Source organism: Streptomyces sp. 3330 (genome assembly GCF_031456635.1).
Lineage (GTDB): Bacteria > Actinomycetota > Actinomycetes > Streptomycetales > Streptomycetaceae > Streptomyces.
Window position 1 is genome coordinate 565,430 of sequence record NZ_JAVDVA010000001.1, and the last position, 13,453, is coordinate 578,882.

Sequence of the window (13,453 nt, forward strand, 5' to 3'; positions counted from 1 at the left end):
CGGTGGGAGCGGCCGTCGGAGCCGGGGCGCCGGCCGGGGCCGCTGGTCGCGTGCGGGCTGCGTGGACGTGATCGAAGTGCCATGCGACGAGGATCGGACACTTCGCCCCACCGCGATGATCTTGATCAATTTCCGTGGATGACCGCACGGTTGTGGATAACTCCGCCACTCGCACGAGTGAGCCGAGCCTTCAGCGCGGCGAGACCACGACCCCCAGCAGCCCCGGCCCGGTGTGCGCCCCGATCACCGCGCCGACCTCGCTGACGTGCAGATCTACGAGTCCGGGGACGCGGGAGCGCAGCCGGTCGGCGAGCGCGGCCGCCCGGTCGGGAGCGGCGAGATGGTGCACGGCGATGTCGACCGGTGCGCTGCCCGCACGGTCGGCCCCGAGTTCCTCCAGGCGGGCGATCGCCTTCGACGCCGTGCGTACCTTCTCCAGGAGGTCGATGCGCCCCCCGCTCAGCCGGAGCAGCGGCTTCACCGCGAGTGCGGAGCCCAACAGGGCCTGGGCGGCGCCGATCCGGCCGCCGCGGCGCAGGTAGTCCAGGGTGTCGACGTAGAAGTAGGCGGAGGTGCCGGCGGCCCGTTTCTCCGCCGCGGTGACCGCCTCGTCGACCGTGCCGCCCGCCTCGGCGACCTCCGCGGCCGCGAGCGCGCAGAAGCCGAGCGCCATCGCGACCATGCCGGTGTCCACCACCCGCACCGGCACCGGGGCCTCACGCGCCGCGACGACCGCCGCGTCGTAGGTGCCCGACAGTTCGGCGGAGAGGTGGAGGGAGACGATGCCGGTGGCACCGGACTCGGCGATCCTGCGATACGTCTCCGCGAAGAGCTGAGGACCGGGACGCGAGGTGGTGACGGAACGTCGCTTCTGCAGGGCCTGGGCGAGGGAGCGCGTGGAGATCTCGTTGCCCTCTTCGAGAGCCTGGTCGCCGAGGACGACGGTCAGGGGCACCGAGGTGATGCCGTGACGCTCCATCGTCCGCTGCGGCAAGTAGGCCGTTGAATCCGTGACGATCGCGACATGGCGGGACATGACCTGGAGGTTACCTGGCGTAGCCTCCCTGCGGCAGCCCGGCCCCTCGCAGCTGGACCGCCCTTGACCGAATCAAGTACCGCGTCGAACGGCACCCGATCCGGAGCCTCCTCGCTCACCGGACCGGGGGTCCGGAGGGCGGGAATCCGGTCCCGGCCTCAGGTGGTGCTCTCGGGGCGCGGCTTCTTCTGCCACGGGTGGACGGGGCGCGGTCCCGGTGGGGTGATCGCGGGGCGGTCCGGCTCCGGAGCGGTGCGCGCGCCGGGTGTCGCGCCGGGCGCCTCCGGCCAGGTCTGCCCCGCCGCCGCGCTGTCGGCGGCCGGCGCCTCGGGCCACGGTGGCGGCGTCGTCTGCGCGGAGGGGTCCGTCGTGGTCCAGTGCCGCAGGGCACCGGCCTCGACGTCGATCTGGGCGCTGAGGGAGTCGAGCTCGTCGTCCGCGAAGCGGCGGGCCCGGTCGCGGGCCGCCCAGCGCAGCGCGTCCGCCGATCCCGTGACACGCTCGGTGCGCTCCCTCAGCGAGGGCAGCCGCGCGGAGAGCGTCGCCCGGTCCGGTTCGGACTCCAGGCGCTTGAGCTCGCCGTCCAGTTCGTGTCCATGCGCGCTGAGCCTGTGGAACAGGGCGAGGGACTCCTTGAGGGATTCGTCGTCGGCGACGCCCGCGTGCAGCGCTTCCTGGGTGGCCCGCATCGACGTGCGCAGCTTGAGCCTCAACTGGGCGATCTCGCCCGCCGGTCCGAACTGGGTGAAGGACTTGGCCCGCAGGGTGTGGTCCTCGACCGTGCGCCGGGCCTGGTCGATCGTGCGGTCGACGCCCCTCTTGGCTGCTCCGATCACCTTCACCGTGGCGTAGGCGCCGAGCACCACGAAGAGCACGAAGAGCAGGGCGATTACTGCGATCACTGCTTCCACGAGCTCCTCCTCCGGCCTGCCAGGACACATTCGGCGCCGCACGGGGCACGCCGCACTTCACACGGTAAACGAGACGGGCAGGCCCGGAGTTCCACCAGAACCCCGAACCTGCCCGTAGGGGACTACCCGGAGCCCTGCCCGCCGGTCCCCGGCGCCGGGCTCCCGGCACCGGCCCCGCCTTGCTCCCGGCCCGCTCTCGCGCACAGCCCGGCGATGATCGTCCTGGCGGGGCGGCCCGCTCTCGCGCACCGCCCGGCGATGATCGTCCTGGCGGGGCGGCCCGCTCTCGCGCACCGCCCCCGCGTCCAGGCTCCCCTTTTCCCGGTCGGAGCTCGCGCTCACGCGGGAACGATGTTCACCAGCTTCGGCGCGCGCACGATGACCTTGCGGATACCGGCGCCGCCCAGCGCCTTCACGACGCCCTCGTCGGCCAGCGCCAGCTTCTCCAGCTCCTCGTCGGAGATCGCCGGGGACACTTCCAGGCGTGCCTTGACCTTGCCCTTGATCTGCACGACGCAGGTGACGCTCTCGTCCACCACGTACGCGGGGTCGGCGACCGGCAGGTCCCGGTGGACGACCGAGTCGGTGTGGCCCAGCCGGCGCCACAGCTCCTCGGAGATGTGCGGGGCCAGCGGGGCGACCAGCAGCACCAGAGCCTCGGCCACCGAACGCGGGACCGCGCCGCCCGCCTTGGTCAGGTGGTTGTTCAGCTCGGTGATCTTGGCGATGGCGGTGTTGAAGCGCAGGCCCTCCAGGTCCTGGCGCACGCCGTCGATCGCCTTGTGCAGGGCACGCAGGGTGTCCTCGTCGATGTCGGCGTCCTCGACGTCGACGACGCTCAGCTCGCCGGTGTTCTCGTCGACGACGTTGCGCCACAGCCGCTGCAGCAGCCGGTACTGACCCACCACCGCGCGCGTGTCCCACGGCCGCGACACGTCCAGCGGGCCCATGGCCATCTCGTACAGGCGCAGGGTGTCGGCGCCGTACTCGGCGCAGATCTCGTCCGGAGTGACCGCGTTCTTCAGGGACTTGCCCATCTTGCCCAGCAGGCGGCTGACCTTCTCGCCCTGGTGGTAGTACGCGCCGTCGCGCTCCTCCACCTCGGCGGCCGGCACCGGGAAGCCGCGGCTGTCGCGGTAGACGTAGGCCTGGATCATGCCCTGGTTGAACAGCTTGTGGAACGGCTCCGCGGAGGAGACGTGCCCCAGGTCGAACAGAACCTTGGACCAGAAGCGCGCGTACAGCAGGTGCAGCACGGCGTGCTCGGCGCCGCCCACGTACAGGTCGACACCGCCGTGCGGCTGACCCTCGCGGGGGCCCATCCAGTACTGCTCGATCTCCGGGTCGACCAGCTTCTCGCTGTTGTGCGGGTCCAGGTAGCGCAGCTCGTACCAGCAGGAACCGGCCCAGTTGGGCATGGTGTTGGTCTCGCGGCGGTACCTGCGGGGACCGTTGCCGTCGCCCAGGTCCAGGGTGACGTTCACCCAGTCCTCGTTGCGCGACAGCGGGGTCTCCGGGGAGGTGTTCCCGTCGTCCGGGTCGAAGGTGCGCGGCGAGTAGTCCTCGACCTCCGGCAGCTCCAGCGGCAGCATCGACTCGGGCAGCGAGTGGGCGACGCCGTCCTCGTCGTAGACGATCGGGAAGGGCTCGCCCCAGTAGCGCTGGCGGCTGAACAGCCAGTCGCGCAGGCGGAAGTTGACGGTGCCCTCACCGATGCCCTTGCGGGCCAGCCACTCGGTGATGCGGGCCTTGGCGTCGACGACGCCCAGGCCGTCCAGCGAGATCTCCTCGTTGGACGAGGCGATGATCTTCGCCTCGTACGACCCGAAGGCGTTCTCCCAGGTCGACGTGTCGGTGCCGCGGCCGTCGGTCGGCTCGACGACGCAGCGGATCGGCAGCTCGAAGGCGCGCGCGAACTCGAAGTCGCGCTGGTCGCCCGCCGGTACGGCCATGATCGCGCCGGTGCCGTAGCCCATCAGCACGTAGTCGGCGATGAAGACCGGGACCTGCTCGCCGTTGACCGGGTTGGTCGCGTACACGCCGGTGAAGACGCCGGTCTTGTCCTTGGCCTCGGCCTGGCGCTCGACGTCGGACTTCGACGCGGCCTGGGCACGGTACGCGGCGACCGCCTCGGCCGGGGTCGCGTGGCCGCCGGTCCAGACGTCGTGCGTGCCCTCGGGCCAGCTGTCCGGGGTGAACTTGTCGACCAGCGGGTGCTCGGGCGCCAGGACCATGTAGGTCGCGCCGAACAGGGTGTCAGGGCGCGTGGTGAAGACCGTGATGCGCTCGCCGTCCACGGGGAAGTCGACGCGGGCGCCCTCGGAGCGGCCGATCCAGTTGCGCTGCTGGAGCTTGATGGCCTCGGGCCAGTCCAGCGCGTCCAGGTCGTCCAGCAGGCGGTCGGCGTAGGCGGTGATGCGCATGTTCCACTGGCGCAGCTTGGCCTTGAAGACGGGGAAGTTGCCGCGCTCGGAACGGCCGTCGGCGGTGACCTCCTCGTTGGCCAGCACGGTGCCCAGACCGGGGCACCAGTTGACCGGGGCGTCGGAGGCGTAGGCCAGGCGGTACTCGCTCAGGACGTCGGCGCGCTCGGCGGCGGTCAGCTCGTTCCACGCGCGCGTGTGTCCGGGTACACCGCGCTCACCGGACTCGAACTGGGCGACCAGTTCGGCGATCGGGCGGGCCTTGTCCGCCTCGTCGTCGTACCAGGAGTTGAAGATCTGCAGGAAGATCCACTGGGTCCACTTGTAGTAGTCCGGGTCGATCGTGGCGAACGAGCGGCGCTTGTCGTGGCCCAGACCCAGCCGGCGCAGCTGGGACTTCATGTTGTTGATGGCGGCTTCGGTGGTGATCCGAGGGTGCTCGCCCGTCTGCACGGCGTGCTGCTCGGCGGGGAGCCCGAAGGCGTCGAAGCCCAGGGTGTGCAGGACGTTGTGGCCGGTCATGCGCTGGAAGCGCGCGAAGACGTCGGTCGCGATGTAGCCCAGCGGGTGGCCGACGTGCAGGCCCGCACCGGAGGGATACGGGAACATGTCCATGATGAACTTCTTGGGCCGGGCCACCAGCTCGGGGTCACCGGCCAGGTCGCCCTTCGGGTTCGGTGCGGCGTACGTACCCTCGGCGTCCCAGAAGTCCTGCCAGCGTGCCTCGATCTCGGCGGCCATGGCAGCCGTGTAGCGGTGCGGCGCGGCCTCCGCCGGTGCAGCGGCGGCAGCGGGGTTCGTCTCGCTCATGGTCCTCAAAGCTCCATCGATCGTCTCTGCCAGCGGCGTGTCGTCCAGGAAACGAAAAATCCCCTCGCACAGGAGGGGACGCCGCGCCGATTCCGAACCGTCCGTTCACCGGCGGTCGGGACTGATCAGCGCGGCTCGCTAAGCAGAAGGCGTACAGCACGCATGGCGTTAGGGTACCGCAGGCCTTGAGCAAGCCGCGACGCTCGTACGTATGCATGGTCGCGACAACGTTGCTGCGACCAGAATGGCGAGGCCGGAACTGAACCAAGATCAAGGGTTACTTCGCGTAACAGTAGCTAAGGGACATCACAACAGCCACATTGTCGTTTGATAACAGCGCAATAACTCAAACCTCGTACCCATCGGTATGGAGCCACTTAGAGTTCGGCAGCGGGACCGCTTTCCCGAAACTGCTCGGAGTTGCCCCCATGAACCCTCGTCCTCGTAACAGCTCGCTCCCCAAGCCCGGCAGGTCGGCCTATGGGGTGGCGACAGCTGTCGTCCTGGTCCTCATACCCGTGGTCGTGCTGGTCGGCGGCGACCAGTTCCAGGCATTCCTCAACTTCGGTGCGGGAGTGCTGTCACTGGTGTGCCTCACCTGCTCGGTCATCTGGGGCCTCGTCGCCCAGGACCGGCTCATCCTCAACACGCGTCAGCGGATCATCGCGCAGGGCATCCACCGCGTGACCGCCGTGGGTTCCATCGCCTTCCTCGTCGTGCACATCTCGGTCAAGCTGGTGCTGCAACACACGGTCCTGATCGCCGCGCTGATCCCGTTCAGCCTGGGCGTCAAGGGCAGCGCGGGACTGATCGGCCTCGGCTCCCTGGCCGCCCTGCTCATGATCTTCGTCGGCATCACCGGCGCCCTGCGCAACCGGTTCTCCGCACCCGCCGAGGTGGCCGCCCGCTGGCGCGCGATGCACATGCTGGCCTACCCGGCGCTGTGCGCGGCCCTGATCCACGGCCTGTTCGCAGGGCGCGCGGCCAAGCCGTTCTTCATGGTGTCCTACGAGCTGTGCCTGGCCGGCGTCATGGCCGCCCTCGCCCTGCGTGCCGCGCCGCGCCCGTTCAAGCGCAAGGTCGCCGACCGGGTCGCCGCGATCCTGGGCACGCAGGACCGCTCCGCCATGGACGGTCTGGACGCTTCACGCGCGCGTGTGAGCGAGACCGGATCCTCCGCGCTCCCCGGCTACGAAGGCCGCTCGGGCCGCTCGTCGCGGACCGACACGATGAGCTCCACGCGGATGTCCCCGCCGTCGTCACCGCTGTACGACACGCCCGCGGCCGCCGCCCCGGAGCCCGCGAACGGTTTCGCGGCCGCCTATCGCGCCGTCAACACAGCGCAGCGGGGCCAGCAGCAGCCCTACGCGGCCGACCAGACGGCGCGGATGAACCTGCCGTTCGACATCCAGGCCACCGAGGCAATCCCCCGGGTCGACAGCGGCGGCAGCACCTCGGGCACCTGGCCGGTCCCGTCCCCGCCGCCGGTCGGCGAGGCGCCCCCGTCGGCCTACGACCCGCTCCAGGACACGGGATTCAACATCCCGGTCTATGACAATTCGGGCACCGCCGGGTACGGCGGACGTGACGTGTACAACACCGGTGAGACGAACGCCCCTTTCGGGACGTACAACCAGAACGACACGTACAACAGCGGTCCCGCCAATGAACCATCACCCGGCGCGTCCTTCGACGCACCGGGTTCGGGCGAACCTTGGAACACGCCTTCCGGAGGCTATAGGTGAACGAGGCCCTGCCCGACGTCCCAGAAGTCCGCGTGGTCGGACTTCCGCAGCTCACGTCTGGCTTCGACCTTGTCGAACGACTCGATCTCCCCATGCACCTGAAGGTGCACGGGCCGCTCGAACCCCTGGGCGGAGAGGCACTCGCGAAGCTCTCCGAGAACATCAATCTGAAGGGCCGCGGCGGCGCGGGCTTCCCCTTCCACAAGAAGCTGCGCTCGGTCGCCGAGGCGGCGATCAAGCGCGGCGTACGGCCGGTCGTCGTCGTCAACGGCAGTGAGGACGAACCGGCCTGCCGCAAGGACACGGTGCTCATCAACCGTGCCCCGCACCTCATCCTGGACGGCGCGCTGCTGGTAGCCGAGGCGCTGGGCGCCCGCACGCTCGTGGTGGGGGTCACCCGCGAATCGACCCAGCGCTCCATGGAGGCCGCACTCGCCGAACGCGGCCTCAGCAACGGCCGCAGATCGGTGCTGAAGGCGTTCGTCCAGCGCAACCCGATCCGCATGGTGACCGGCGCCGCCGCGTCACTGATCCGCTCCATCGACGGCGGCCCGCCCATCCCGCCCGGCCGCAAGGTCAGCGCCTCGCAGAACGGCGTCGGCGGCGCCCCGACCCTGCTCTCCAACGCCGAGACCTTCGCCCAGCTGGCCATCGCCGCCCGCATCGGCCCGGAGCGCTACGGCAACACCGGCCTCTACGACGAGCCGGGCACCGTCATGCTGACGGTCTCCGGCGCGGTCGCCCGCCCGATGGTGATCGAGGTGCCCACGGGCGTGCCGCTGCGCTACGTCCTTCAGCTCGCCGGGGCCCCGCCGGTGCCCCAGGGCGTGCTGACCGGCGGGTACCACGGCAAGTGGATCGACGCGGCGACGGTCAACGAGGCGATCGTCTCCCGCAACTCACTCGACGCGGTGGGCGGGGCGCTCGGCGCCGGCGCGATCCTGCCGATCAGCCAGGAGACCTGCCCGCTGGGCGAGTCGCTGCGCGTGGCCCAGTGGCTGGCCGACGAGAGCGCGGGCCAGTGCGGTCCCTGCTACCTCGGCCTGCCGGCCGCCGCGCGCGGCATGGAGGACATCATCAACGGCGGCGGCCCGGCCGCCCTCGAGGCGCTCAAGCAGGTCGCCAAGAACGTCAAGCGGCGCGGCGCGTGCTCGCACCCGGACGGCTCCGCGATGTTCCTCGAGTCGACCATCAAGGCGTTCACCGACGACCTGGCCGCCCATGTTCTCGGCAACGGCTGCGGACGCCCCGTGGAAGGCGTTCTGCCGCTCTTCGAGGCCGGCATGGCGCCCGCGGCCATCACGAGCGGCATCGCGCCGGAGGAGAGCGGCTCGAGCCGCCAGAAGATCTTCGTCGACTGGACGCTGTGCCGCGGCCACGGCCTGTGCGCCGACATCCTCCCGGAGGTCTTCCAACTGGGCGCCGACGGCTTCCCGACGGTGGCACAGGCGAAGGTGCCGCAGAACGCGGAGGCGAAGGCGCTGCGCGCGGTACGCCGCTGCCCGGCGCTCGCCCTGCGCATCGAGGAGGACACCCGCCCGCAGGCGCCCGCCCGCAACCTCCCGGTCCTCTCCCAGGGCCGCGGCCGCCGCGCCCTCGGCCGCTGATCGCCGAGCCGACGGCCGAGCACCCGGAGCCGGACACACGGGCACAGAGACAGACGACAGAGACAGCCGACGAGGGGCCGCCTGGAAGCAGGCGGCCCCGACCCGTCGGTCCTGACGGAATGTCCGAAGCGGGAATGCCGGAACGCGGTCCGAACGCAAAAAGATCTCGCCGGATCGCATGCGATCCGGCGAGATCTGCTGTGGAGCTAAGGAGAATTGAACTCCTGACCTCCTGCATGCCATGCAGGCGCTCTACCAACTGAGCTATAGCCCCTCGTGGCGGGGCGGCGAAGCCGCCTACCGACCGTGTCGCCCGGTTTCCCCGGCGGCGACGCCAACATTACCGGCCCGGGGCGTGGACCACCAAATCGTTTCCGTCCTGTCCGGTTTCAACCGGTATGCGGGTCAAGCGGTGACGAACGAATAGAACCGCTTGAGCGTGCAGTGCTCCTCGAGGAGCCGTCCGTAGATCGGCTCGCCCTCCAGCTCACGGTACGTCTCGATGGGGTCGCCTTTTATGATCAGCGCTCGTGCGCATTCCTCGCACCAGTACTGGTAGTCGGGGTTGACCGGCTCCATGTCGCGGACGATCGGGGTGCCGCTGCCGCACCAGTCGCACTTCCGCCTGTGTGCACCCATCGATCAGCTCCAGCTGTGGCCGCAGGCCGTGCACACGTAGGAAATCCCGCCGTTGTCACCGAGAACCTGGGCCACATGACCGGAACCACAGGAGGGGCAGCTGAGCCGGGTGGCCTTGTCCGGTGTCACCGCCGCTTCGGAGAGGTGACCGACCTCTCCGAGGATGCTCGCAGGCATCGCTACTCCCTCCCGTCGGGCCGCGCTCCCTTCCGGCCGTTTGATTCTGCCACGGCCGGGCCAATACGGTCAGCGACGCCTCAGTACCAGTCCGGACACGGCACCCAGGGCAGCTGTCGTAGCGAGCGCGAACATGCATGTGAGAAGCGCTTCCGAAGAGGTATACGCCTCTGGGGCCCCAAGTGACTCAAGCCGCTCGAAGAACAGTGTGCCGAAGACCGCGACACCGATCAGCTGGCCGAGCTGGGTGACCGTGGCGAGCACGCCGCTGGCGTCCGCCGCGTCCTCGGGCCGCACCGCCGCCAGCGCCCCGGTGAGCGTCGGGCTGAAGGCGAGGGCGAGTCCGACGCCCACGCCGGCGTACGCCGCGTACAGCCAGCCGCCGCCGTGGTCGCCGCCCCGGAAGGCCAGCCCCACGCCCAGCACGGACAGCGCGGTGAGCGTGAACCCGGCCGGGGCCAGGGACCGTTGCCAGGTCGCGGGCCAGCGGCGCCAGGTCAGTCCGACCAGCCCGAAGACCACCGCGGTCGGCGCGAAGGTGAGCCCGGCGCGCAGCGCGCTGTAGCCGAGGCCGCCCTGGACGTGCAGGGTCAGCACGAACAGGAATCCCCCGTTGACCGCCATGACGGCCAGGACGCGCAGGACGGCGAGGCCCATGCCGGGGTGACGCAGCACACGGGGCGCGATCAGCGGCGCGCCGCCCCGCCGGGCGAGCCGGGCCTCGAAGCCGCGGAACACCACCAGCGCGAGCGCGCCGGCGCCCAGCGACAGCCAGGACCACAGCGGCCAGTCCTTCTCCTGCCCGAGCACGAGCGGCACCGTGATCAGCGAGACGGCGGCGCCCAGAAGCACGAGCCCGGGCCAGTCCATCCCGCGCGCCCCCGCGCGCGCCTCTGCTCCCCGCGCGTCCTGCCCCGCTCCCCCGTCGCGGGGCAGGACGCGCCTGCCGACGATCAGCAGGACCAGGCCCACCGGCACGTTCACGAGGAACACCGGACGCCAGCCGGTGCCCAGCAGATCGGCGGCGACCAGAACGCCGCCCACCACCTGCCCGGCGGCCGCGCCGACGGCGAGGACGGCCGAGTAGACGCCCAGCGCCCGCACCCGGGCCTCGCCGGTGAACGTGCGCTGGATCAGGCTGAGCACCTGCGGGATCATCACCGCCGACCCGGCGCCCTGCAGCAGCCGGAACACGATCAGTTCGGTAGTGCCCTGGGCCAGCCCGCAGGCCAGCGAGGCGGCCGTGAAGAGGGCCAGCCCGACGAGGTGGACACGGCCGTGTCCGAACCGGTCGCCGAGGCGGGCGCCGGTGATCAGCAGCACCGAGTACGTGATGGCGTATCCGGCGACCACCAGTTGGAGGTCCGCGCCGGAGGCGTTCAGGTCGGAACCGATCGTGGGGGCCGCGACGTTCACGATGAAGACGTCGAGCAGTGCCATGAACTGGGCTGCGAGCACGACCGCCAGCAGCCGCCGGGGCCGATTGTCAGTGCCAGGGTCTTTACTGGCAGCAGGACTTGGAGCGGGTGGAACAGGCGCGGGGACCGGGCCCGTCCGGGGTGTCGTCGTCATGCCGTCGAGCGTGACGAGGATCCGGTACGGGTGCCGAGAGCCCGCTGATGCTGGTACTGACGGCACCTGGCAGGGGACGGGCGGGGGACCGACCATGGGGGACGTGACGATGGGGACGCGAACAGGCACGGACACGAGGGCAGAACCGGGACCGGCGCCAAGGTCCGCGCCGGGGCCCGCGCCGGGGTCGTCGCACCGGCGCCGGCCCGAGCTTGCCGCCTTCCTGCGCAGTCGGCGGGCCCGGGTGACACCGGGCGACGTGGGGATGCCACCGGGGCTGCGGCGCCGCACTCCGGGACTGCGGCGCGAGGAGGTCGCGCAGCTCTCGGGCGTGGGCGTGACCTGGTACACCTGGCTGGAGCAGGGCCGGCCGATCAACGCCTCCGCACAGGTGCTGGACGCCGTGGCGCGCACCCTGCGGCTCGATCCGCCGGAGCGGGAGCATCTGTACCACCTGGCGGAGGTGCCGTGCACGCACGTGCCGGAGGCCCTGGTGCAGAGCGTGGGCCCGGAGATCCAGGGCATCATCGACGCCCTGGCGCCCCGCCCGGCGGTGGTCTACAACTCGCGCTACGACATCCTGGCGACCAACGCGGTCTATCACGACCTGTTCATCTCGCCGGTGGACGCCTGTGTGCCGGGGCCGAACAACGCGCTGTGGCGCCTGTTCACGGTCCGGGAGCAGGACTGCCCGCTGCTGTTCCGGGACAAGGAGCTGCCGGTGATGGTGGCGACCCTGCGGGCGTCGTACGGGCTGCACGCCGGTGAGCCCGCCTGGGAGGACTTCATACGACGGCTGTCACAGGCCAGCCCGCTGTTCACGCGGCTGTGGGCGTCGGGTGACGTGGCGGAGCCCGGCCGACGCGTGAAGGTCTTCCGGCACGAGGCGGTGGGCGAGCTGCGGATGACGTCGATGTCCCTGTCCATCAACGGGATGCCGGAATGCCGGATCGTCGTGTACACGCCGGACGACGAGGAGACGGAGCGCCGAGCGGCCCTGCTGCGGACCGGGACGACGAAAAATCCCGCCCCCTGAGGGGACGGGATCTTCGTGAACAGATCTCGACCGGTCACTGCCGATCTTTGACAACTCAACAGAGTGTCGACCGACAGACCAGGTGATCTGTGGAGCTAAGGAGAATTGAACTCCTGACCTCCTGCATGCCATGCAGGCGCTCTACCAACTGAGCTATAGCCCCTTGCGTTCTTCCCGCTCGGCGGGGCGAACAAGAAGAACTTTAGCCTGCGACCTGCCGGAAAGTGAAATCCGGGTCCCGGCGGCCGCACGGCCCTCAGTCGTCGTCGCCGAGCACCGGCTCGGGCAGGGTGCCGGCGTTGTGCTCGAGCAGGCGCCAGCCCCGAGCGCCCTCGCCGAGGACGGACCAGCAGCAGTTGGAGAGACCGCCCAGGGCCTCCCAGTGATGGGCGTCCAGGCCGAGGAGCCGGCCGATGGTGGTGCGGATGGTGCCGCCGTGGCTGACGACGACGAGCGTGCCGTCCTCGGGCAGCTTCTCGGCGTGCCGCAGCACCACGGGAGCGGCGCGGTCGGCGACCTCCGTCTCCAGTTCGCCGCCGCCTCGACGCACCGGCTCACCGCGCTTCCACGCGGCGTACTCGTCGCCGTGGCCGGCGATGATCTCGTCGTGCGTCAGACCCTGCCAGAGGCCCGCGTACGTCTCGCGCAGGGCCTCGTCGTGGGTCACCTCGAGGCCGGTGAGGGCGACGAGTTCGGCGGCCGTGTTCGCGGCCCGTGACAGGTCCGAGGAGACGATCGCGTCGGGCTGGAGGGAGGCGAGCAGCCGGGCGGCACGGCGGGCCTGGGCCACGCCGGTCTCGGTCAGCTCCACGTCCGTCGTGCCCTGGAAGCGGCGCTCCACGTTCCAGGCGGTCTGGCCGTGCCGCCACAGGATGACCCGGCGGCCACGGCCCGGCCGGCGCTCGGCGGCCGGCTCCGCGGCGGCGCTCACCGCAGGTCCCCGAATCCGGCGGTGTCGTCCTCCTCGGCCTCGGCCTGCAGCTTGGCGTGCTCCTGGGCCTTGCCGCGGGTCGCCTTGGCGTCGTCGGGCAGCTCCAGCTCGGGGCAGTCCTTCCAGAGCCGCTCCAGAGCGTAGAAGACGCGCTCCTCGCTGTGCTGCACATGGACGACGATGTCGACGTAGTCGAGCAGGATCCAGCGGGCGTCGCGGTCGCCCTCGCGGCGCACGGGCTTGGCGCCGAGCTCCTTCTGCAGGCGCTCCTCGATCTCGTCGACGATCGACTTGACCTGGCGGTCGTTGGGCGCGGAGGCCAGCAGGAAGGCGTCCGTGATCGACAGCACGTCGCTGACGTCGTACGCGATGATGTCGTGCGCGAGCTTGTCGGCAGCCGCCTGGGCGGCGGTCTGGATGAGCTCGATGGAGCGGTCGGTGGCGGTCACTACGTGGCTTTCCGTCGGCGGACACTTGTCCCCCAAGGGTCTCACGGTCCGCCGACGCCACCCCACGTATGGCAGGGATCACCCGCGCGGGGGCCGATCGGTCCGGCCCCCGCGTGT

At 70.7% G+C, this 13,453-nt stretch carries 11 protein-coding genes and 2 tRNA genes; 3 read left to right on the forward strand and 10 right to left on the reverse strand.

Annotated elements, in window-relative coordinates; genetic code table 11:
* Nucleotides 1-190 precede the first annotated feature (190 nt).
* The 3 genes from J2X68_RS02490 to leuS all read right to left on the reverse strand — a co-directional run bounded on the left by J2X68_RS02490 (nt 191) and on the right by leuS (nt 5,180).
* Complete coding sequence (locus tag J2X68_RS02490; protein WP_310430727.1) at nt 191-1,036, reverse strand: DegV family protein; 846 nt, start codon at nt 1,034-1,036, stop codon at nt 191-193.
* A gap of 158 nt (nt 1,037-1,194) precedes the next feature.
* Nucleotides 1,195-1,947: a hypothetical protein gene (locus J2X68_RS02495; RefSeq protein WP_310430728.1), complete on the reverse strand. Its 753-nt coding sequence runs from the start codon at nt 1,945-1,947 to the stop codon at nt 1,195-1,197.
* 338 nt (nt 1,948-2,285) lie between these two features.
* Nucleotides 2,286-5,180, reverse strand: a complete 2,895-nt coding sequence (leuS, locus tag J2X68_RS02500; protein ID WP_310430729.1) for a leucine--tRNA ligase — start codon at nt 5,178-5,180, stop codon at nt 2,286-2,288.
* Between the two features lie 428 nt (nt 5,181-5,608).
* On the opposite strand from leuS, the gene J2X68_RS02505 reads away from it, so the two are divergent.
* Both J2X68_RS02505 and J2X68_RS02510 read left to right on the forward strand, forming a co-directional pair.
* Nucleotides 5,609-6,925 (forward strand): ferric reductase-like transmembrane domain-containing protein, encoded by a 1,317-nt coding sequence (locus J2X68_RS02505; protein ID WP_310430730.1) that lies wholly within the window; start codon nt 5,609-5,611, stop codon nt 6,923-6,925.
* Nucleotides 6,922-8,532: an NADH-ubiquinone oxidoreductase-F iron-sulfur binding region domain-containing protein gene (locus J2X68_RS02510; protein WP_310430731.1), complete on the forward strand. Its 1,611-nt coding sequence runs from the start codon at nt 6,922-6,924 to the stop codon at nt 8,530-8,532. Before J2X68_RS02505 ends, J2X68_RS02510 begins: the two co-directional genes overlap by 4 nt.
* Nucleotides 8,533-8,733: 201 nt before the next feature.
* Here the strand turns inward: J2X68_RS02510 and J2X68_RS02515 are convergent.
* The 4 genes from J2X68_RS02515 to J2X68_RS02530 all read right to left on the reverse strand — a co-directional run bounded on the left by J2X68_RS02515 (nt 8,734) and on the right by J2X68_RS02530 (nt 10,806).
* Nucleotides 8,734-8,806: transfer RNA gene (locus J2X68_RS02515), tRNA-Ala, on the reverse strand.
* A 131-nt stretch (nt 8,807-8,937) separates the two neighbouring features.
* Nucleotides 8,938-9,171, reverse strand: a complete 234-nt coding sequence (locus J2X68_RS02520; protein ID WP_003976229.1) for a hypothetical protein — start codon at nt 9,169-9,171, stop codon at nt 8,938-8,940.
* Between the two features lie 3 nt (nt 9,172-9,174).
* A complete protein-coding gene (locus J2X68_RS02525; protein ID WP_107085374.1) occupies nt 9,175-9,348 on the reverse strand; it encodes a hypothetical protein in 174 nt (57 codons plus the stop codon).
* A gap of 69 nt (nt 9,349-9,417) precedes the next feature.
* Complete coding sequence (locus J2X68_RS02530; RefSeq protein WP_310430732.1) at nt 9,418-10,806, reverse strand: MFS transporter; 1,389 nt, start codon at nt 10,804-10,806, stop codon at nt 9,418-9,420.
* 379 nt (nt 10,807-11,185) lie between these two features.
* Here J2X68_RS02530 and J2X68_RS02535 point away from each other — a divergent pair, with 379 nt between their 5' ends.
* Entirely contained in the window at nt 11,186-11,956 is a 771-nt protein-coding gene (locus J2X68_RS02535) for a helix-turn-helix transcriptional regulator (protein ID WP_399039210.1), read from the forward strand.
* A gap of 90 nt (nt 11,957-12,046) precedes the next feature.
* Here the strand turns inward: J2X68_RS02535 and J2X68_RS02540 are convergent.
* The 3 genes from J2X68_RS02540 to rsfS all read right to left on the reverse strand — a co-directional run bounded on the left by J2X68_RS02540 (nt 12,047) and on the right by rsfS (nt 13,336).
* A tRNA-Ala gene (locus tag J2X68_RS02540) sits at nt 12,047-12,119 on the reverse strand.
* A gap of 93 nt (nt 12,120-12,212) precedes the next feature.
* Nucleotides 12,213-12,887, reverse strand: coding sequence for a histidine phosphatase family protein (locus J2X68_RS02545; RefSeq protein WP_310430734.1), 675 nt, complete (start codon nt 12,885-12,887; stop codon nt 12,213-12,215).
* Nucleotides 12,884-13,336 carry a ribosome silencing factor gene (gene rsfS / locus J2X68_RS02550; protein WP_310430735.1) on the reverse strand — a complete coding sequence of 151 codons (453 nt, stop codon included), beginning with the start codon at nt 13,334-13,336 and terminating at the stop codon, nt 12,884-12,886. Before rsfS ends, J2X68_RS02545 begins: the two co-directional genes overlap by 4 nt.
* Nucleotides 13,337-13,453: the final 117 nt, after the last annotated feature.